17 protein-coding genes and 1 pseudogene are annotated in these 22459 nt (G+C 35.4%); 13 read left to right on the forward strand and 5 right to left on the reverse strand.

Annotated elements, in window-relative coordinates:
* Positions 1-13 precede the first annotated feature (13 nt).
* Entirely contained in the window at positions 14-1159 is a 1146-nt protein-coding gene (locus Q7C23_RS02465) for an efflux RND transporter periplasmic adaptor subunit (RefSeq protein ID WP_375031014.1), read from the reverse strand.
* Between the two features lie 248 nt (positions 1160-1407).
* On the opposite strand from Q7C23_RS02465, the gene Q7C23_RS02470 reads away from it, so the two are divergent.
* The 10 genes and pseudogenes from Q7C23_RS02470 (at position 1408) to Q7C23_RS02515 (ending at position 15094) form a co-directional block, all read left to right on the forward strand.
* Positions 1408-2370, forward strand: coding sequence for a polyphosphate kinase 2 family protein (locus Q7C23_RS02470; protein WP_375031015.1), 963 nt, complete (start codon positions 1408-1410; stop codon positions 2368-2370).
* A gap of 131 nt (positions 2371-2501) precedes the next feature.
* Positions 2502-3860, forward strand: coding sequence for a rhodanese-related sulfurtransferase (locus Q7C23_RS02475; RefSeq protein ID WP_375031016.1), 1359 nt, complete (start codon positions 2502-2504; stop codon positions 3858-3860).
* A 125-nt stretch (positions 3861-3985) separates the two neighbouring features.
* Positions 3986-4989: pseudogene (locus Q7C23_RS02480) on the forward strand (peptidase U32 family protein); the annotation flags it as partial.
* Positions 4990-5181: 192 nt separating this feature from the next.
* Positions 5182-6528, forward strand: a complete 1347-nt coding sequence (locus Q7C23_RS02485; RefSeq protein WP_072969938.1) for a regulatory iron-sulfur-containing complex subunit RicT — start codon at positions 5182-5184, stop codon at positions 6526-6528.
* Positions 6512-6991, forward strand: coding sequence for a gliding motility lipoprotein GldH (locus Q7C23_RS02490; protein ID WP_375031017.1), 480 nt, complete (start codon positions 6512-6514; stop codon positions 6989-6991). Before Q7C23_RS02485 ends, Q7C23_RS02490 begins: the two co-directional genes overlap by 17 nt.
* 10 nt (positions 6992-7001) lie before the next feature.
* Positions 7002-9308, forward strand: coding sequence for a penicillin-binding protein 1A (locus tag Q7C23_RS02495; protein WP_375031018.1), 2307 nt, complete (start codon positions 7002-7004; stop codon positions 9306-9308).
* Between the two features lie 172 nt (positions 9309-9480).
* A complete protein-coding gene (locus Q7C23_RS02500) occupies positions 9481-10182 on the forward strand; it encodes a CoA transferase subunit A (protein WP_375031019.1) in 702 nt (233 codons plus the stop codon).
* Positions 10183-10295: 113 nt separating this feature from the next.
* Entirely contained in the window at positions 10296-11183 is an 888-nt protein-coding gene (gene bla / locus Q7C23_RS02505) for a class A beta-lactamase, subclass A2 (RefSeq protein WP_375031020.1), read from the forward strand.
* 109 nt (positions 11184-11292) lie between these two features.
* The gene (locus tag Q7C23_RS02510) at positions 11293-11946 is read left to right on the forward strand and encodes a CoA transferase subunit B (RefSeq protein ID WP_192186624.1); all 654 of its coding nucleotides are present in this window, start codon (positions 11293-11295) and stop codon (positions 11944-11946) included.
* Positions 11947-12310: 364 nt separating this feature from the next.
* Positions 12311-15094 carry a M4 family metallopeptidase gene (locus Q7C23_RS02515; RefSeq protein ID WP_375031021.1) on the forward strand — a complete coding sequence of 928 codons (2784 nt, stop codon included), beginning with the start codon at positions 12311-12313 and terminating at the stop codon, positions 15092-15094.
* Between the two features lie 67 nt (positions 15095-15161).
* On the opposite strand, the gene Q7C23_RS02520 is transcribed toward Q7C23_RS02515, so the two are convergent.
* Complete coding sequence (locus tag Q7C23_RS02520; protein ID WP_375031022.1) at positions 15162-15692, reverse strand: DUF6646 family protein; 531 nt, start codon at positions 15690-15692, stop codon at positions 15162-15164.
* Positions 15693-15741: 49 nt separating this feature from the next.
* Positions 15742-16476, reverse strand: a complete 735-nt coding sequence (locus tag Q7C23_RS02525) for a metallophosphoesterase family protein (protein WP_375031023.1) — start codon at positions 16474-16476, stop codon at positions 15742-15744.
* Positions 16477-16630: 154 nt separating this feature from the next.
* Between Q7C23_RS02525 and Q7C23_RS02530 the strand changes: the two genes are divergently transcribed.
* The 3 genes from Q7C23_RS02530 to Q7C23_RS02540 all read left to right on the forward strand — a co-directional run bounded on the left by Q7C23_RS02530 (position 16631) and on the right by Q7C23_RS02540 (position 18908).
* Entirely contained in the window at positions 16631-17143 is a 513-nt protein-coding gene (locus Q7C23_RS02530) for a hypothetical protein (protein ID WP_375031024.1), read from the forward strand.
* A gap of 89 nt (positions 17144-17232) precedes the next feature.
* The gene (gene dinB, locus Q7C23_RS02535; protein ID WP_375031025.1) at positions 17233-18315 is read left to right on the forward strand and encodes a DNA polymerase IV; all 1083 of its coding nucleotides are present in this window, start codon (positions 17233-17235) and stop codon (positions 18313-18315) included.
* A gap of 95 nt (positions 18316-18410) precedes the next feature.
* Positions 18411-18908: a PAS domain-containing protein gene (locus Q7C23_RS02540; protein ID WP_375031026.1), complete on the forward strand. Its 498-nt coding sequence runs from the start codon at positions 18411-18413 to the stop codon at positions 18906-18908.
* A gap of 153 nt (positions 18909-19061) precedes the next feature.
* Here Q7C23_RS02540 and Q7C23_RS02545 read toward each other — a convergent pair whose 3' ends face one another.
* Together Q7C23_RS02545 and Q7C23_RS02550 are read right to left on the reverse strand one after the other, a co-directional pair.
* Positions 19062-20666, reverse strand: a complete 1605-nt coding sequence (locus tag Q7C23_RS02545) for a fumarate hydratase (RefSeq protein ID WP_375031027.1) — start codon at positions 20664-20666, stop codon at positions 19062-19064.
* Positions 20667-20750: 84 nt separating this feature from the next.
* Complete coding sequence (locus tag Q7C23_RS02550) at positions 20751-22190, reverse strand: nucleoside recognition domain-containing protein (RefSeq protein WP_375031028.1); 1440 nt, start codon at positions 22188-22190, stop codon at positions 20751-20753.
* Positions 22191-22459: the final 269 nt, after the last annotated feature.

Raw genomic sequence — 22459 nt, forward strand, 5'->3', positions numbered from 1 at the left:
CTATATATCTAGATTATTTTGTAGCTGTAGTTTCACTTTCACCTAATTCCCATTGTGCGATTTTTGGTGTAATAATGCTTCCATTTTTCAGTAATGAAGTACCTCCCATGGCTATCTTATCGCCGGCTTTTAAACCTTCTTCAATAATATATCCATTTTTAACGGCCGGACCTGGTTTTACAATTTGCATTTGCACCTTGTTGTCATTTCCTAAAACATAGACCTGATAAATACCTTGTACTTCTATAACCGCACGCTGTGGAATCACAATTACATCTTTACGAACATCGGTCACAACATGAATTTTTACATATTGTCCAGGGCGAATCAATTTGTCCGGATTAGAGAATGCGGCTTCAAAAGTTACTGCACCTGTCGTTGGATCAATTTGTCTGTCTGCAAAACTGATTTGTCCCTTTTGAGGATAATCAGAACCATCAGATAATTGAATAGAAATTGATTTTCCTGCTTTTTTTAAGTTTGAGTCTTTCTTAGATATTTCTCTGAAAATACGAAGATATTCTTGTTCACTCATGGTAAAGCGAACTCTGATATCTCCAAGATCTGAAACGGTATTTAACACGGATACTGCGCCAGGACGGACATAATCGCCTACTCTCACTTTTGATATTCCTATCAATCCCGAAATTGGCGCAACAATATTGCAATAGGATAATTCTATTTTTGAATTTTTAAGATTGGCCGATGCCGCTTTAATACCCGCTTGAGAAGCATTATAAGCTGATCTTGCAGCAATTAACTCCCTTTGACTAACAGCGTTCATTTTGGCTAATGGCTCCATCATTTCATAGTCCGATTTGGTTTTGGATAATCTGGCCTGCATTTCGGCTAATTTTCCCTCTGCCTCACTTACTTTATTCTGAAAAGGCAAGGGATCAATTGTGTATAACAACTGCCCTTTGGTTACGAAACTGCCTTCTTTGAAGTTTAAGCTTTCAATAACACCATCAACTCTGGGGTTAATTTGAATGTCAGATTGTCCAAATGTTTCACCGGTAAATTCCGATTCAAGATTTACATCTTGCTGCAGCACTTTTACAATTTGAATTTCGAGAGGCTTGGGAACTGGAGGAGTTTCTTTCTTACAGGATAGCAATAAAAAAAGCAAGAAAATTGCCGGAGAGTAAATTCTGTTCATTTTTAATTTTTTATTAAATTTTATTAAAACTCAACTAACTAAAAACCAAATAATTCATTAGCTAAGTTAACATTTTTTTATTAAGATCTGAAATATTATTTTTCATTCCCATTTTTTCTTAAATTTATATTTAATTGATCTTCAATTGTTAATAAAATCGACTAAAAGCTATAAATCACCGCCAAACTGCAATTTTTGTAAGAATCTATTTTTGATTTTTTCTAATTTTAATTTTAAAAATTCCTGTTATGTCAAAAAAAAATAAAGTAAAATCGAAGAGTTTAGATGGTGCTTCAGGCAATCTAAAAGCGTTAAGTAAAAAAGAATTACTGCATAAGGCAAAAAAGTTTTCAGAGCAATATTGTGTGGGTGAGGATAAAAGTTTTACGTTAAAGAAGAGACCCACTTCTTATTTTGGAAATGAATCAAAATCAGCAATTAAAGAAACTTTGCAAATGGGAGTAAAAGCATTGGCTGCCATGCAGGACATTCTATATGCACAGGATAAATGGTCGGTTTTGCTTATTTTTCAGGCTATGGATGCAGCTGGAAAAGACGGTGCAATTAAGCACGTTATGTCTGGCATAAATCCACAAGGCTGTCAAGTGTCTTCTTTTAAAGGACCAAGTTCTGAAGAATTAGATCATGATTATTTGTGGCGTTGTCAAAAACATTTACCCGAAAGAGGGCGTATTGGCATTTTTAATCGTTCGTATTACGAAGAGGTTTTGGTGGTTCGCGTTCACGAACAGATTCTGAAAAGTCAAAAAATACCAGAAAAATTGATTACTGAGGATATTTGGGAAAATCGTTTTGAAGACATAAGAAATTTTGAAAGGTACCTTAACAGGAACGGAACTGTCGTAATCAAGTTTTTTCTTAATGTTTCAAAAGAAGAACAAAAAAGAAGATTTATAGAACGAGTAGATAACCCGGATAAAAACTGGAAATTTAGTCCCACAGATGCAAAAGAACGTGGCTATTGGAATGATTATATGCATGCGTATGAAGAATTAATAAAAAACACATCAACTAAAAAATCTCCCTGGTATGTTATTCCTGCAGATAACAAATCGTATGCGCGAATTGCAATTGCATCTGCAATAATTCATGCCTTAGACGAAATGGATTTAGAATATCCAAAAGTAAGCGAAGCTAAGATTGCTGAATTAAATGCGGTCAAACAGGCATTGTTGGATGAGGAAGATTAATATGGAAAAAAATCGCAACTTTAGTTTTTCGCTTTAAAAAAAACCTTAGTACCTCAGAACCTTTGTAACTTAGAACCTTTTTCCCTACTTTTGCACCTCAAAAAAATTCTCAACTTAAATTAGTTTATAGCATGCAACTGTACAACACTTTAAGCGCAGAAGAAAGAGCCATCATGATCGATGATGCAGGTAAACAACGACTTACGTTGTCTTTCTATGCGTACGCCAAAATCGAAGATCCCAAAAAATTTCGCGATGATTTATTTTTAGCCTGGAATAAGCTCGATGCTTTAGGCCGAATCTACGTCGCCACTGAAGGAATAAATGCTCAAATGAGTATTCCAGAAGAAAATCTGGAAGCTTTCAGAAAAACTCTTGAAGTTTATGATTTTATGAAAGGCATACGATTGAATGAAGCTGTAGAACATGATGATCATTCCTTTTTAAAATTGACGATTAAAGTTCGTGATAAAATCGTTGCTGATGGTTTGAACGATGAAACTTTTGATGTTACCAATATAGGCATTCACTTGAAAGCCAAAGAATTCAATGAAATTCTGGACGACCCAAATACGATTGTAGTTGATTTTAGAAATCACTACGAAAGTGAAGTGGGGCATTTTAAAGGCGCCATTACTCCCGATGTTGAAACTTTTAGAGAAAGTTTGCCTATAATTAATGAACAACTTCAAAACCATAAAGAAGATAAAAAACTGGTAATGTATTGTACTGGTGGAATTCGTTGTGAAAAAGCAAGTGCTTATTTTAAACACCAGGGATTTAAAAATGTTTATCAATTAGAAGGAGGAATCATTAATTACGCTAAACAAATTGAAGCGGAAGGTTTAGAAAGCAAATTCATTGGAAAAAACTTTGTATTCGATAATCGTCTGGGTGAAAGAATTACCGATGATATTATCTCACAATGCCACCAATGCGGAAAACCTTGTGATAATCATACCAATTGTGAAAATGACGGCTGCCATTTGCTATTCATTCAATGTGATGAATGTAAAACTGCAATGGAAAATTGCTGTTCTACAGAATGTCTTGAAATTATCCACATGCCTTTAGTTGATCAGGTTCGTTTGAGAACTGGAAAACAAGTTGGAAATAAAGTTTTTAGAAAAGGCAAATCTGAAAATTTGAAATTCAAGCATTCAGGAGAATTAGCTGATACTGCTTTGGCCGCGGCCGAAAAGCCAGTTGATATTCGACAAAAAATAAAGGTAAAAAAAGTACTGGTTGGAAAAGCGGAGCATTATTATGTGAAAGCACAAGTAGGACAATTTACTGTTGAAAACCAAGAATTGCACCTTGGGCATAAAATTTTAATTTCTGGGCCTACTACTGGTAATCAGGAATTGATTTTAGAAAAAATGATTGTCGACGGAGTAGCAAGTACAACTGCTAAAATTGGCGATATTGTTACTTTTGAAGTGCCTTTCAGAATTAGATTGTCTGATAAAATATATAAGATTTTAGAATAAAATTATATACTCTAAGTCTGTAAAAAAAATAATTGTTTTTATATTAAGTGCAAAACTTTAGCACGTTCAAATACCACATAAAGTTAATTTTAAGAGAAAAAAGTAAGCTTTAAAATTAATTCACAATGACATTTTATAAGAAAATTGAACTCATGGCTCCCGCAGGGAGCTTTGAGTCACTTCAGGCTGCGCTCGATAATGGCGCATATTCAATCTACTTTGGCGTAGAACAACTTAACATGCGTGCGCGTTCAACAGTAAATTTGACAATGGATGATCTGCCTGAAATTTCAAATCGCTGTAAAGTAAAAAATGTTAGAAATTATTTGACGCTGAACACGATAATTTACGATCATGATTTATCTGTTGTAAAAACACTTTTGAACAGAGCCAAAGAAGCCAATATTACGGCTGTAATTGCTTCTGACCAAGCCGTTATTGCTATGGCAAGAAGCATCTCGATGGAAGTTCATATTTCAACGCAATTGAATGTGACCAACATCGAAACCATAAAATTCTATAGTTTATTTGCAGACACAATGGTTTTAAGCCGTGAATTAAGCTTGCGCCAAGTAAAGAAAATTACCGATCAAATTGAGAAGGAACAAATTAAAGGCCCAAGTGGAAATTTAGTTGAAATCGAAATTTTCGGACACGGTGCTTTGTGTATGGTGGTTTCAGGAAAATGTTATTTGAGGTTGCACTCGCATAATTCATCGGAAAATCGTGGAGCCTGCAAACAAAATTGCCGTAAAAATATATTGTTATCGATCAGGAGACGGGTTTTGAAATCGAATTGGATAACGAATATATGATGTCGCCAAAGGATTTATGTACACTTGATTTTCTGGATCAGGTTGTCGATTCTGGAATTCAGGTTTTAAAAATTGAAGGTCGTGGCCGTGCTCCGGAATATGTTGCAACCGTAATTAAAACATATAGAGAAGCAATAGATTCTTATTACGAAAAAACGTTTGCCAAAGAAAAAGGCGAAGTTTGGATGAAAGCCTTGAATACCGTTTACAATCGTGGTTTTTGGTCAGGTTATTATCAGGGGCAAGAATTAGGAGAATGGAGCGACATTCCAGGATCTGCTGCAACTCAAAAGAAAGTTTATGTTGGAAAAGGTACCAGTGAAGGAAACTTAAAATTTTTACTTAAAATGTTTTTAAAAAGCTTATTTTGCAAGATGTGAAATAGGTTTTTTTATTTAACAAGCATTTAGTTTTAATGCATAAAAAGCAAACTAAAAAAAATACTATCTTTACCGATTAAACGTTTATGAACTTAAGTTGCTTTTTGCAACACTACATATATAATTATGGCATGTACAAGTTGTTCAACCTCAGATGGTGGCGCACCAAAGGGTTGTAAAAATAATGGGACTTGCGGTACCGATAGCTGCAATAAATTGACGGTTTTTGACTGGCTTTCTAACATGAGCCCGTCTAATGGAGAGGCAATTTTTGATTGTGTTGAGGTTCGTTTTAAAAACGGCCGCAAAGAATTTTTTAGAAATTCAGAGAAATTAACTTTAAGTATTGGTGATATTGTAGCAACTGTTGCATCGCCAGGACATGATATTGGAATTGTAACCTTGACAGGCGAATTGGTAAAAATTCAAATGAAAAAGAAAGGTGTAAACCACGAAAGCAATGAAGTTCCAAAAATTTATAGAAAAGCATCTCAAAAAGACATCGATATTTGGTCTGTAGCGCGTGATCGTGAAGAGCCAATGAAAGTTCGTGCGCGTGAATTGGCAATTCAGCATAAATTAGAGATGAAAATTTCTGATATTGAATTTCAGGGAGACGGATCGAAAGCGACGTTTTATTATACTGCAAATGACAGAGTCGATTTTAGACTTTTGATTAAAGATTTTGCTAAAGAATTTAGTACAAGAGTTGAAATGAAGCAAGTTGGTTTCCGTCAGGAAGCGGCTCGTTTAGGTGGAATTGGTTCTTGCGGACGTGAACTTTGCTGTTCGACCTGGTTAACTGATTTTAGAAGTGTCAACACATCGGCAGCGCGTTACCAACAACTTTCATTAAATCCTCAAAAATTAGCAGGACAATGCGGAAAATTGAAGTGTTGCTTAAATTATGAGCTTGATACTTACATGGATGCACTGAAAGATTTTCCGGACTACGATACTAAATTAGTAACCGAAAAAGGAGATGCAATCTGTCAAAAACAAGATATTTTTAAGGGTTTAATGTGGTTTGCTTATACCAATAATTTTGCAAACTGGCATGTTTTGAAAATTGATCAGGTAAAAGAGATTATTGCTGAAAATAAACAGAAAAACAAAGTTTCTTCATTGGAAGATTTTGCTATAGAAGTTGTTTCGGAGCCTGAAAAAGACTTTAATAACGCAATGGGTCAGGAGAGTTTAACTCGTTTTGATCAACCGAAGAAAAAGAAAAAACCAAACCGTAAACGCAAACCAAATGCGGAAGGTGCGGTTGTGGCAGCCCCAGCGCCAAACAAACCTCAACAAGGAAATAATAATAATAACAATAATAAACCAGCTGGCGGTAATCCGAATAAATCGAATAAACCGCACAACAAGCAAAATCAGTCGAATAAGCCAAATAATTCGAATGACAATAAGCCAGCTGAGCCAAGAAAACCTATAATTATTACTAAAAATGAGAATAAAAAATAGCGGAATTCTTCTTTTGGCAGCAATTCTTCTTTTTTCTTGTGATAAGAAAAGAGTGTTTGATGAGTACAAATCTGTTGGAAGTGCATGGCATAAAGACAGCGTTGTAACTTTTGATTTGCCCGTTTTAGATTCCACCAAAAAATACAATTTATTTGTAAATTTGAGGGACAATAACAATTATCCATTCAATAATTTGTTTTTAATTGTGGCTCTTGAAATGCCAAACGGTTTCACAAAAGTAGATACGTTAGAATATCAAATGGCAAACCCTGACGGAACATTATTAGGAAACGGTTTTACAGATATTAAAGAAAGTAAACTGTACTATAAAGAAGGCGTTAAGTTTAGAGGAAATTACAAAGTACATATTAAACAAGCTGTTAGACAATCTGGTAAAATACCAGGTGTTGAGGAGTTAGATGGTATCACAGACGTAGGTTTTAGAATAGAACAAAAAGATTAGAAATATAGTTATGGCTGCTAAAAAAAACAATCAATCAAATAGCGTTAAAGATATTAATTACTATAAAAAGAAGTTCTGGCGAGTTTTTGCTTATACTTTGCTTGGAATTTTAGCTTTCTTTTTATTTGCCTCTTGGGGATTATTCGGTTCAATGCCTTCTTTTGAAGATTTAGAGAATCCGGATTCTAACTTGGCAACAGAAATTATTTCTTCTGATGGAGTTGTACTTGGTAAGTACTTTAAAACTAACAGGTCACAGCTTAAATATTCGGATTTACCAAAAAATTTAGTTGAAGCATTAGTTGCTACTGAAGATGCACGTTTTTATGAACATTCAGGAATTGACGGACGTGGTACTTTAAGAGCTGTTTTTACTTTAGGAACCAATGGTGGAGCGAGTACATTAACGCAGCAGTTGGCAAAACAATTGTTTCATGGTGAAGGTTCCAAATTTCTTCCTTTCCGAATTGTACAAAAAATAAAGGAGTGGATTATTGCCATTCGTCTGGAAAGACAATATACTAAGAATGAAATCCTGGCGATGTATTGCAACGTTTACGATTTCGGAAATTATTCTGTTGGAGTTAGTTCTGCAGCGCAGACCTATTTTTCTAAAGAACCAAAAGATTTAACGATGGACGAATCGGCGATTTTAGTCGGAATGTTCAAGAATTCAGGTTTGTATAATCCAGTTCGTAATCCACAAGGCGTGAAAAATCGTCGAAATGTGGTGCTTGGGCAAATGGAAAAAGCTAAAATGATCACTACTGCTGAAAAGGAAAGATTACAGGCCTTACCAATTACCTTAAAATTCAAATTAGAAAGTCACCGTGAAGGAACGGCAACTTATTTCAGAGAATACCTTCGTGATTACATGAAAAAGTGGGTTGCTGAAAACAAAAAACCAGACGGTTCTGATTACGATATCTACAAAGATGGATTGAAAATCTATACCACAATCGATTCGAGAATGCAGTCTTATGCTGAAGAAGCGGTTACTGAACACATGAAAAATTTACAACAACAATTTTTCATCGACCAGAAAAATAATAAAAATGCACCTTTCGTAAATATCACTCAGGCAGAAACTGATAAGCTTATGATGCAGGCGATGAAAAATTCTACGCGTTGGGCAATCATGAAAGATATGGATAAAAGCGAAGATGAAATCATTGCTTCATTCAAAGTAAAAACGCAAATGCGTATTTTCACATGGAAAGGGGAACGTGATACCATTATGACACCAACGGATTCTATTCGTTATTACAAACACTTTTTACAATCTGGTTTAATGGCAATGGAGCCTCAAACCGGAAATATCAAAGCATGGGTTGGCGGTATTAACTATAAATACTTTCAATACGATCACGTAGGACAGGGAGCAAGACAAGTTGGTTCGACTTTTAAACCATTTGTTTATGCAACTGCTATTGAACAGTTAAATATGTCTCCTTGTGATTCTATTTTAGATGGACCATTTGTGATTCGCAAAGGGCGTCATCACGTAACAGAAGATTGGGAGCCAAGGAACTCAAACCATACCTACCGAGGGATGGTGACTTTAAAACAAGCTTTAGCCGGTTCCATCAATACCGTTTCAGCAAAATTAATTGACAGAACTGGTCCTGAAGCTGTTGTAGAATTGACACAGAAATTAGGGGTTAAAACCGAAATTCCGGTACAACCGTCAATTGCATTAGGTGCTGTTGATATTACGGTTGAAGATATGGTTGCTGCTTATAGCACATTTGCTAATCAGGGAGTTTATGTAAAGCCTCAGTTTTTAAGCCGTATTGAGAATAAAAGCGGAGAGGTTATTTACGAACCAATTCCGGAATCACATGATGTTTTAAATAAAGATATTGCCTTTGCTGTGATTAAATTATTAGAAGGAGTTACTGAAACCGGTTCTGGGGCGCGTTTGCGTACAGAAGGCGGAGGAAGCGGAGACAACCGCTGGACAGGTTATCCTTATATGTTCAGAAACCCAATTGCTGGAAAGACAGGAACAACGCAAAATCAGTCAGACGGTTGGTTTATGGGAATGGTTCCGAATTTAGTAACCGGAGTTTGGGTTGGTTGTGAAGATCGTTCAGCACGTTTCAAAAGTTTGACTTACGGACAGGGAGCTACAGCAGCATTGCCGGTTTGGGCTTATTTTATGAAACTTTGTTATAAAGATGAAGCGCTTCAGATTTCTAAATCCGAATTTGAGCGTCCGTCAAATCTTTCTATAAAAGTAGATTGTTATCAAAGACCTGCTGTGGTGAAAGACACTACTCAAACAGAACAAAATACAGACGAATTCGAATTGTAAATTCAGTTCTCTCTAAATAAAAAATATCCTTTTGTAGCTTCTGAAATTCAGAAGAATACAAAGGGATGTTTTTTTTTGGATTGTGTTGACTTTATTTTTTACGAAATCGTTATAAATTAATTGGAAAATCTTATTTTTATCAAAAATATTACGCTAATAAAGACAGTTTGTTATGATAACAAAAAAAGTAAATAATGTTCAGGAGGCGATAGAAGGAATCGAAAGCAATATGACCATCATGTTTGGAGGTTTCGGATTATGCGGAATTCCTGAGAATACAATTGCAGCCTTAGTAAATACCACAATTTCAGATTTGACTTGTATTTCAAATAATGCAGGAGTTGATGATTTTGGTTTGGGATTGCTTTTGCAGAAGAAACAGATCAAAAAAATGATATCGTCTTATGTTGGTGAAAATGCAGAGTTTGAACGTCAGATGCTTTCGGGAGAATTGGAGGTTGAATTAACTCCACAAGGAACTTTAGCAGAGCGTTGTCGTGCAGCACAAGCCGGAATTCCAGCTTTCTTTACGCCTGCTGGTTACGGAACTGAGGTTGCAGAAGGAAAAGAAGTTCGTGAATTCAATGGTAAAATGCACATCATGGAACAAGCCTTCAAAGCCGACTTTGCGATTGTAAAAGCATGGAAAGGTGATGAAGCTGGAAATCTTATTTTTAAGGGAACCGCCAGAAACTTCAACGCTTGTATGGCAGGAGCCGGAAAAATTACCATTGCTGAAGTTGAAGAATTGGTTCCGGTTGGAACTTTAGATCCAAATCAAATTCATATTCCGGGAATCATGGTGCAACGTATTTTTCAAGGAGAAAAATTTGAAAAGAGAATTGAACAACGTACTGTAAGGCAAAGAGCGTAATTAGATAATTGAGATAATTAGTCAATTAGATAATGAATTAGATTGCGCAAAGACGAGCATTATCTATTATCAAATTTTCTAATTGCCATATTAATAAACTGATACATCATAAAATGACCAAGCTTTCTGTAATTCTAATTTCTTTTCTCTCGTTTCAGGGTTTTTCACAAACAACGTCTGATCTTAGGCAACAATTAAATCAGATTATTGCAACTAAGAATGCAACAGTGGGGATTTCTATTAAAAGCATTGAAGATAAAGATACTTTAAGTATTAATGGAAATTTGAAAGCACCCATGATGAGTGTTTTTAAATTCCATATCGCTTTAACTGTTTTAAACCAAGTTGATCAAGGAAAGCTTTCATTGGATCAAAAAATCTTTATTAAGAAGAAGAACTTGCATGAGAATACCTGGAGTCCAATGAGGGAAGATTATCCGGAGGGAAATATAGATTTAACGTTGGACAAAGTGTTGCGATATACGGTTTCGCATAGCGACAATAACGGTTGTGATTTATTGATCAATTTAGTTGGAGGTACAAAAGTCGTTCAGAAGTTTATAGACAAACAAGGAATTAAGGATTTCGTGATCAAGGTCAATGAAAAGCAAATGGAAAGCTGGAAAAACCTTTATGTAAATACAACAACACCACTGGCTACGACAGAATTGCTGGAGAAATTCTATAAAGGAGAAGTTCTAAAAGAAAATACAACTCAGTATTTATATCAAATAATGGTAGAAACTTCAAGAGGACTTACCTGGATGAAAGCCGGTCTTCCGCAAGGAACAGAATTGGCACACAGAACTGGAATTTCAGGAACAAACGATAACAATCTGAGAGTTGCCATGAATGATATTGGAATTGTAAAACTTCCAAACGGAAAACACTTTATTCTTTCGGTTTATTTAAAAGAGATTACTGAAAGCAAAGAAGACACAGAGAAGATAATCGCTGATATTGCAAAAGCAACCTGGGATTATTTTACGAGAAAAAATTAGATAAATTAGATAAATGAGAAAATTTGATAATTTATATAAGCGCCAGAGAGCATTATCTAATTATCAAATTGACTAATTGGCACATTAACGAATTGACACATTAGAAAATATGTTAACAAAAGAAGACATTGCAAAACGTATTGCAAAAGAAGTAAAAGACAGGTATTTCGTTAATCTTGGAATTGGGATTCCGACTTTGGTTGCGAATTATGTGCGTGAAGATATTGCAGTTGAATTTCAAAGTGAAAACGGAGTTCTTGGTATGGGACCTTTTCCGTTTGCAGGAGAAGAAGATGCTGATATTATCAACGCTGGAAAACAAACGATCACAACACTTCCCGGAGCGAGTTTCTTTGATTCGGCCTTTAGTTTCGGAATGATTCGAAGCCAAAAAGTAGATTTAACGATTTTAGGCGCGATGGAAGTATCAGAAAATGGAGATATTGCCAACTGGAAAATTCCGGGGAAAATGGTAAAAGGAATGGGAGGAGCAATGGATTTGGTGGCTTCCGCAGAAAATATAATCGTCGCGATGATGCATGTTAATAAGGCAGGAGAATCAAAAATACTTAAAAAATGTACTTTGCCATTAACAGGCGTAGGTTGCGTTAAAAAGGTTGTGACTGAGCTTGCGGTTCTCGAAGTAACAGAAAAGGGTTTTAAGCTCTTAGAAAGAGCGCCAGGAGTTTCTGTTGAGCACATCATTGCATCAACTGAAGCGGATTTAATTATAGAGGGTGAAATTCCGGAAATGAATATTTAGTTTCTTTTTTTTAGAATTAAAAATATAGGGCTAGCTTTTAAAGGCTAGCCTTTTTTTGTTGCATAATTTAAAAGTTATTGTGTTTACTGGGTTTTCAATAAGAATGAGATTTGTAAGTGCTGAATTGTTGTAATAGGTTATAATTCAATGGTATAATTACTTTTTTGATCTCTTTATTGTAGGATTCTTACAATTTGTTAAATAGAAGTGAATTTTGTACAAAAAATGTTGCATTTTATCGATTAAAGGCAAATTACATCGATTATCTAACAAATTTAAAATACTTTTAGACAAAAATAAAGTATTTACTTACTTTAAATAATTTATTTGTAATCCATTTAACCAAACTTTAACCAAACTTATTATGGAAAAAAAATTACCCGGAATTTTAGCATTAACAACTGTTTTTTTTGCGTTTTCAATGACTTTAACTGCGCAGAATACCGACAAAAGAGTCAGTAAAAAAGATCTATCTGAAAATGGCTTGCCAAGTTCAATTAGTTTTTCTGACAAATCAACCTACAGAGGATCTGATTCTCAAAAAGTCTTTAAAGAACAATTAGGTTTAAAAGACAATCAGTCTTTTTCAAAAATTAGAGTAGAATCTGATAAAGAAGGTTTTACTCATGAAAAGTTTCAATTGTATGAACAAGGGATTAAAGTGGAGTTTGCTAATTATACTTTACATTCAAAAGGCGGAAAATTAGTTTCGATGAACGGAGAATTTTATGCTTTTGAAAATGTAAATACAACTCCAAAATTATCAAGTCAGGCAGCTTTTGATAAAGCTATTGCTTACACCGGTGCGAAACAATATTTATGGGAGAAACCTGAAGATGCCGCTGCAATGGATTATAAAAAGCCTGAAGGTGAGCTGGTTTTATTACCATCTATGGAGGATCAGGGACAATTGAGAAAAAGCGACAAAGTAAGATTGGCTTATAAATTTGATATTTACGCAACGAATCCTTTAAGCCGAGGTGATCTTTATATTGATGCTGAAACTGGAAAAGCATTATTTTATAACGCAACCATAAAACATCTTGGCGAATTTAGTCATGGGCGATCAAACGGCTTAGGAGCTAAAGAGCAAAAAAAGAATACAGCTTCCAAACTTACAGTTGTTGCTGCCAATGCGGCAACTCGATATAGCGGTACGCAAACAATTCAGACAAGTTTAAGCGGTTCATCTTATATATTATCAGATGTTACGCGTGGAAATGGGATTCAAACCTATAATTCTGCAAGAACGGCAACATATCCAACAACAAACTTCACAGATGCAGATAATAACTGGACAGCTGCCGAATATAATAATACTAATAAAGACAATGGTGCATTGGATGCACATTGGGGAGCTGAAATGACGTATGATTATTGGTCAGCCGTTCATGGTAGAAATAGTTATGATAATGCCGGAGCGAAAATTAAAAGTTATGTGCATTACAATTTAGTTGCCGCAGGTTATCCAAATAATAACAATGCTTTCTGGAACGGAAGTGTGATGACCTATGGTGACGGAACGGGAACTGGAGGTTTTGATATCTTAACTGCAATGGATGTTGCCGGACACGAAATAGGTCATGCGGTATGTACTTATACGGCAAACTTAGCCTACCAAAAAGAATCAGGAGCAATGAATGAAGCTTTCTCAGATATTTGGGGAGCTTGTATCGAATATCGTGCGGCGCCTACAAAATCAACCTGGTTGGTGGGTGAAGATATTGAAAGAAGATCTGGACATTTGGCTTTGCGCTCTATGAGTGATCCAAATTCTGAAGGTCAGCCGGATACGTACGGAGGAACTTACTGGATAAATGTAAATTGTACGCCAACAAACAATAATGATTATTGCGGTGTTCATACAAATTCAGGCGTCTTAAATCACTGGTTTTACATCCTTTCAGTTGGTAAATCTGGAACAAATGACATCGGAAGCGTTTATAATGTTACCGGAATTACAATCGATAAAGCTGCAAAAATTGCTTATCGATTAGAAAGTGTTTATTTAACTGCAAATTCAACTTACGCAAATGCAAGAACTTCAGGCATACAATCAGCGATTGATTTGTATGGTGCAGGTTCTGCTAAAGTTATTGCTACAACAAATGCATTTTATGCCGTTGGAGTAGGAGCTGCTTATTCGGGATCTACAGATACAGTTGCGCCAACAGCACCAACAGCTCTTGCGGCATCTGGTACAACCGGAACAACAACCAATTTAGCATGGACTGCTTCTACAGATAATGTAGCGGTAACAGGATACGACATTTATCAGGGTACCACTTTAAAAGGTTCGTCTACAACGACAACGTATACAGTTACCGGATTAACAGCATCAACAGCATATACTTTTACAGTAAAAGGCAAAGACGCAGCAGGAAATATTTCAGCAGCGAGCAACGCTGTAAATGTTACAACTACAACAACAACTTTAACCTACTGCACGTCTAAAGGAAATAGTGCGGCTGACGAAAGAATTGGTAAAGTAGTTTTTGGTACGATCAATAATACTTCTACAGGAACAACGGGGTATGAAAATTATACAGCTATTGCTACAAATGCAACTCGAGGAACAGCGTATACCATTACAATTACACCTAGTTGGACTTCCTCTGTTTACAGTGAAGGATATGCAGTATTCATAGATTATAACCAAGATGGTGATTTTACAGATTCTGGTGAAACGGCCTGGACAAAAGCTACATCAACTACAACTCCGGTAACGGGTTCAATTGCAATTCCGGCAACGGCAACGCTTGGAACAACAAGAGTAAGAGTTTCTATGAAATACAACGGAATTCCAACAGCTTGTGAGTCTTTTTCATACGGTCAGGTAGAAGATTATTCTATAAATATAACAGCTTCTGGTGCAGTTGCTGTGGAGGAAATGACTGCAGGATTAATTGAAACTACTGAAACTGGAAGATTTGCATTGTATCCAAATCCGGTTGAAAATGAATTAAATGTTTCTTTTTCAAATAGTAACGGATATTCATTTAAAGTTTTAAATACAATTGGTCAGCAACTTATTGCAGGAGAAGTTTCTGGAAATGCTATCGATGTAAGTAAACTGGTAGCAGGATTTTACATCATCGAATTAAATAATGGGGATAAAAAAATCGTTAAGAAATTTATTAAGAAGTAAAAATTGTAATTTGATTAAAATGAAAAGCCTCGCATTTGCGAGGCTTTTTTATGAAAATCTAAAAGACTTATTGCAAATTAAAAGAGGCTCCTAAGCTAAAAGTTGCCTGATTATTTAAATGATCAAAGATGTCATTGTTGTCGCTGTATTTAGCAATTGGAAATCCAATTTCTGTGAAAACACCGAAACCATCAGTGAAAAAATAACGACCGCCAACGTGACCACCAAAATTGTGTAATCCTAGGCTCAAACCGGGATAGATATCCAATTGCTCTACTCCAATAACACTGCTTAAATTTGCATTTATTCTTGCTTTTGCGTCAAAACGATCTTGAAATTCTGGTTTTTCATCAGTGTATGGAGTTGGATTATTATCGTAAAACCCGGTGAAATTATCAACTCCTAATAGGTAAGTTGAAACAAATCCGAAAGAGAAATTTTCTCCTAAACCAAAATCAACAGAACCTTGAATTCCTGAACCACCATCTTGTAGATTAGCACCAACGTTAACTCTAACATCGCCTTTTCCGGTAAAAGCCTGTTGTGCTTGTGTTAAGCCGAATGATACTAAAAACAAAAATGTAATAACTTTTTTCATAAATTTTAAATATTAATTATTTCGGATTGCAAATGTAGTTTTTTATAGATTAATTCCTACCTTTTTCATCAGAATACAATTCATTTAACGGATCACTTTGCCAGAATTCTTTAGTGTCAACATTCATAATCGTTAACGGACCTTTAAAAGCTGCGCCTGTATCCACATTCCAAACACAGGCTCTATTAACCGGAACGGTTTGTCCAATTCGGGTTACGGGAGTATGGCCAATAAATATTTCTTTATAGACAGTAAAACGTTTTGGATAGAAAAGATCGTCAGGATTTAGATTAGGATCTAAGGCAAGAGCTGACTCCCAAAGGGTTCTGTCCCAATAAAATAATTTTGGGAAATATTCCCAGACAACACCATTCAAATTAGTAAAACCGGCATGAACAAATAATCGATTTTGATCGTCATGGTAGTAATCCTGTAAAGATTCTAAGAAAACAATATGCTCTTTTTTTCTTTCTTCCGACAATTTAGCATATCCTTCAACAGTAGCTCTGCCGCCATGTTTGTACCACATTTCTTCATCAAATTCTTCATGCCTGTTTTCAAGCCAATCCAATGCAAGCTGATCGTGATTTCCTCTGATGCAAATACAGTTTTGCTTGCTTTTCAGGTCAATCAAATATTCGATTACCTCGGCCGATTGACTCCAGCCATCAACATAATCACCTAAAAAAATTAGAGTATCTTCAGTAGTAACTTCGGCTTTTTTCAACACTTGCTCAAGTGCGAGTAATCCTCCGTGTATGTCGCCTATAACAAATGTTCGCATTTTATTTTATTTCGAGTAGCATACAAAAATAAATAAAATGATTTGTTTGTGATCATTTAGTTGTTAATCTTTGCGTGCCTAAAAATGTTTTTAATTAGAAAGATCTTTTTAGAAAAATAGAAAACTAACATAACCTCAAAAACCAAATTACAACATGAAACAAAACCTAACTATTTTATTTTTACTTCTAACACTGGCAGGCTATTCCCAACAACTTACTTACAGAAGTGGTGGAACAGTTTATAATTCTGAAAATAAAAAACTCAAACCAGATGAAGTTCGATTATTATTGGCAAATAATTCTGAGGCACTTGCACTTTATAATTCAGGAAGAAATAAAAAAACATGGGGGAATGTTCTTTTTTACGGAGGATTAGGACTTGTTGCTACAAATTTGGTTATCGGAATGAATAGTGATAATATCACAGCAACGTACTCAGGTAACGGATATTATGCATCTCCACAGTCAGAGCGTACTAATATGACCGCAGCTATTATTGGCGGCGCGCTCTTGATTGCATCAATTCCGATTAAAATAGGATATCCTAAAAAAATTAAATCGGCGCTAGAAAAACACAACGTTGGTTTGGCTGATAGTTATAAATCACAGCCGAAAACTACTTTACTGGCACGTGCTAATCAAATTGGTTTTAGAATTGAATTTTAATTATTTAGACTAAAATTAAGAAAAGCTATAGTTGTAAAATTGTAGCTTTTTTTCATTTCATTTTCAAGCTTCCTGTTTAAATTTGCAGTATGTCTGAAGCACCTACATATCGTAAAATTATCCATATTGATATGGATGCTTTTTATGCTTCTGTTGAGCAAATGGACAACCCTGCTTTACGCGGAAAACCTGTTGCTGTTGGAGGTTCAGAGAATAGAGGAGTAGTCTCCGCGGCAAGTTATGAAGCTCGTAAATTTGGTGTTCGAAGTGCCATAAGCGGCGTTTTAGCCAAAAAATATTGTCCTGAAATAATTTTTGTCCGGCCGAGATTTGATCGGTACAAAGAAATTTCAGGTAAAATTCATAAAATTTTTCATGAATACACCGATTTGGTAGAGCCACTTTCGCTGGACGAAGCTTATTTGGATGTAACTCAGAATAAAAAAGGGAATCCGAGTGCCAGTTTATTAGCTCAGGAAATTCGGTTAAGAATTCTAAATGAAGTTGGATTGACAGCTTCGGCTGGAATTTCAGTTAATAAATTTGTAGCTAAAATTGCCAGTGATATCAATAAACCAAACGGGCAGAAAACCGTAAATCCGGATGAGATTTTATCTTTTCTGGAAGAATTGCCTATTCGGAAGTTCTATGGTGTCGGAAAAGTAACTACTGAGAAAATGTATCAGCTGGGAATTTTTACCGGAGCCGATTTAAAAACAAAATCAGAAGAGTTTCTGGAAAAGCACTTCGGGAAATCAGGCGCTTTTTATTATAAAGTGGTTCGGGGAATTCATAATAGCGAAGTAAAATCATATCGGGTAACAAAATCGGTAGCGGCAGAACATACTTTTGATGTGAATTTATCTTCGGAGATTTTTATGTTGGAGCAACTGGAAAGAATTGCCACTTCATTGGAAAAACGATTAAAAAAACATAGTATTTCAGGTAAAACAGTTACTCTGAAAATCAAATACAGTGATTTTACACAGCAAACACGTAGCAAAACATTGCTTTATTTTATTGCTGATAAAAGCCTAATCCTTGAAACGGTAGAAGAATTATTGTATCAGGAAAAAATGAAAGATTCTGTTCGCTTACTCGGAATCTCTTTAAGCAATTTGAATACCGAAGAGAAGAAAGCGGTTGTTGTTCAGTTAAAGTTTGCTTTTTGATAAACAAAGTAGCGTTAAAAACTTAGAAATCTAGCTTTTATGATGAATTTTCTCTCTATCTTTACTATAGAAAGTTTTTCAATACCACTTCAAAAATGAAAAATACTAAAGAAGAAATCCCGCAACGGAATACCGTTCCCATTTTGTCCTGGGATTTTCACTATGAATATCTAAATGAACTACGGGCAATTTTTGCGGATTTAAAAAAAGTAAATAAAATTTCAAACCGGTTTAAGTGGAATGATAAAAACCTGGAGATCAAAAACCGAATTTTAGACGAAGTGATTTTAGTTACTGATGCGAATTTGAAAATCGTTTTTGCCTCAAACGGAATCAAAAAAATGACAGGCTATACAGAAAGCGAAATTCTCGGGAAGACACCAAAGATGTTTCAGGGGCCAAAAACGTCTGAAATCGCCTTAAAAGAGATGAAAATAGCTATTCAATCACAAGTTCCGTTTGAAAAAACAATCGAGAATTACAAAAAAGATGGCGAAATCTATAAATGCAAAATAAATAGCATCCCTATTTTTAATTTAAAAGGTGAGCTGTCGCATTTTATAGCTTTTGAAAGCGTTGATAAAAGCGCTTGAGACTTAACCGCAAAGATCGCTAAGGTCTACGCAAGGTTCGCAAAGTTTTTTTGTAAAGGTGAAAAAAAATAGAGAAATATAAAAATAAAACCGCCCAGATAGGCGGTTTTTTTGTCTTAGAACCTTAGCATCTTAGTGCCTCAGTATCTTAGATTATAGATTTTCAAAGAAATCATTCCCTTTATCATCTGTAATAATAAATGCAGGAAAATCTTTAACAGTGATTTTACGAACAGCTTCCATTCCTAATTCTTCAAAGTCAACAACTTCAACTTTTAAGATATTATCCTGAGCTAAAATAGCCGCCGGGCCTCCAATAGAACCCAAATAGAATCCACCATATTTGTTACAGGCATCTGTAACTTGTTTGGTACGGTTACCTTTCGCCAACATAATCATACTTCCGCCATGTTTTTGGAATTCATCTACATAAACGTCCATACGTCCTGCCGTTGTAGGTCCGAAACTTCCTGAAGCCATTCCTTCCGGAGTTTTTGCAGGGCCAGCGTAATAAACAGGGTGATTTTTAAAGTATTCTGGCATCGGTTGACCCGCTTCCAGCATTTCCATAATTTTTGCGTGAGCGATATCACGGGCAACGATTACGGTTCCGTTTAATTTTAAACGCGTTTTTATTGGATATTGAGATAGTTTTGCCAACATATCTTTCATCGGCATATTTAAATCAATTTCAACCGGAGCTTCTAAATGTGGAGCTGTTTCTGGTAAAAATTGTTTCGGATTTACTTCTAATTGCTCTACGTAAATTCCGTCTTTCGTAATTTTTCCTTTGATGTTTCTGTCAGCAGAACACGAAACTCCCAATCCAACCGGGCAAGAAGCGGCGTGACGAGGCAAACGAATTACACGAACATCATGTGTGAAATATTTTCCACCAAATTGTGCCCCAATTGCACTTTCCTGACAAATTTGCTGCACTTTTTGTTCCCACTCATGATCACGAAAAGCCTGACCAGCCATGTTTCCTGTAGTCGGTAAATTGTCGTAATATCCGGCAGATGCTTTTTTAACGGCACTTAGGTTTGCTTCCGCAGAAGTTCCGCCAATAACCAAAGCTAAATGGTATGGAGGACAAGCCGAAGTTCCTAAATCCTTAATTTTTGCACGAACAAAAGCATCCATAGACTTTTCATTCAATAAAGATTTAGTCTGCTGATATAAATACGTTTTATTAGCAGATCCACCACCTTTTGCCATGAATAAAAATTCATATGAGTTTCCTTTTTTAGCATAAATATCAATCTGTGCCGGAAGATTCGAACCTGAGTTTTTCTCCTCAAACATCGAAATCGGAACAATTTGAGAATAACGTAAGTTGCGTTTTTGGTATGTATTGAAGATTCCTCTGCTCAACCATTCTGCATCATCAACACCAGTAAAAATGCTTTCGCCTTTTTTTGCCATTACAATTGCAGTTCCGGTATCCTGGCAGCTTGGCAACTGGCCTTCAGCAGCTACTGAAGCATTTTGAAGTAAATTGTAAGCTACAAAACGATCGTTATCTGTAGCCTCCGGATCGTCCAGAATGTTTCTTAGTTTTTGCAAATGACTCGTTCTCAACATGAAAGAAACATCTGTTAAAGCTTCTTCAGCTAATAATTCTAATCCTTTTGGATCAACAGTAAGAACTTCACGTTCTCCAAATTTTTCAACTTTTACAAAATCAGAAGTAATTTTGCGATATTGTGTATCATCCTTTAAAATTGGATAAGGGTCTTGGTATATAAAATCAATCATTTCTTTGTTTTTGACAAAGTTAAAAATTATTTCTCTAAGAAAGAATTTGAATTAGCTGTGTTTAATTAAATGAAAAGATTGTTTTTAAAAAAACCAGCTCGCTACAAAAATTGCAGTAATTACGCAAATTACATCCACCAAAAGCATGGTACCTAAAGCATATCGTGTGTTTTTGATGTTTACAGAGCCAAAGTAAACTGCAATAACATAAAAAGTACTCTCAGCACTACATTGAAAAATACTGCTCAATCGCCCCGTTAAGGAATCAGCGCCAAAAGTATTCATCGAATCAATCAAAAATCCTCTTGATCCTGCTGAGCTAAAAGGTCTTAGCATCGCAACTGGCAAGGCATCTGTGATTTGTTTGTTGACACCCATATTTGAGAAAATAAAGGCGATACCATCACTGATAATTTCAAACAAACCGCTGTTTCTAAATAATGAGATAGCCACTAGCATCCCTAAAACATAAGGAAAGATAGTAACCCCAGTTTTAACGCCATTATTCGCTCCTACTACAAATGAGTCAAAAACTGTGGTGTTTGCATCGGTGAATTTCTTTTCATTGATGAAGGAGAAAATTAAAGTAGCGACAACTATAAACATTAAGATTAGTGCCGAAAGATTAGTGGTAAAATAGTTTTTACCAATCAAGTCTAAATGGTTCACATACATTAACAAACCAACAATCGCGGCAATTAAGACCATTAGACCAATAACAAGAGAAGCACTTTTGAAATTGATCTTTTGTTTGATTCCGACAATTAAAAAAGCAGCAATAGTGCCAATAAATGAAGTAATAATGCAGGGAAGCATAACATCTGCAGGATTGCTCGCACCTGCGGCGGCGCGGTAACCGATAATTGAAGTTGCAATTAAGGTTAAACCTGAAGCGTGCAGACACATAAACATAATCTGTGCATCACTTGCTTTGTCTTTGTCGGGGTTTATTTCTTGTAAACTTTCCATTGCTTTAAGACCAAACGGTGTTGCAGCTGAATCTAATCCTAAGAAATTCGCGGCAAAGTTTAACGTCATATACGAGATAGAAGGGTGGTTTTTTGGGATACTCGGAAACACTTTTACAAAAACCGGACTCAATACTTTGGCTAATTTTCCAGAAACTCCTGAAATGATTAAAAGTTCCATTAATCCACAGAAAAAGGCTAAATAAGCCATTAATGGTAAAATTAAATCGAGTAAGGTAGTTTTACAAGTTGGTAATAAACCGTCAGATTTTTGAACACCGCTGAAAATCTTTACGGTTTTGTTTTTATAAACGTAAGTGGTGTCAGCATTAAGTGTATCACGATTGATGATCATGGTTTGATCCGGCGCTTTTTTGATGCTGTCTTTGATGAAAGCAGGAAGTTGTTCAGCGTATTTTTCGGAAATAAGAATAGGATCGTCTTTTTTGCCATTCAGAACATAATCAATTGTATAAGTATTGGCAGTAAACAAACTGAATATAACAAAGATAATCGACGAAATAAAAATAGTTAACCAAAATCTACTTAATACCATAGCACTGTTTTTTTTGTAAATGTAATTATTTAGCAATAAAATGCACAAAGATTTTAATGTTGAAGCGGCAAGAATTTATGGGAAATTGTAATTTTCCGATATGTTAGTTTGATTTTTGATGTGTGTTTTGATCAAAAAGCTATTTCTTCTAAGAATCTAAGGTCTTGATAATATTGGGCTTTTATAAATGGGATATTGTTTTTATGCGTTATTCTCACCCTCACATGGTGAAAAATTTATAGTAAGTATTGTTTTAATTTGAAATAGTT

The organism is Flavobacterium sp. LAR06 (genome assembly GCF_041946075.1).
Classification (GTDB): domain Bacteria; phylum Bacteroidota; class Bacteroidia; order Flavobacteriales; family Flavobacteriaceae; genus Flavobacterium.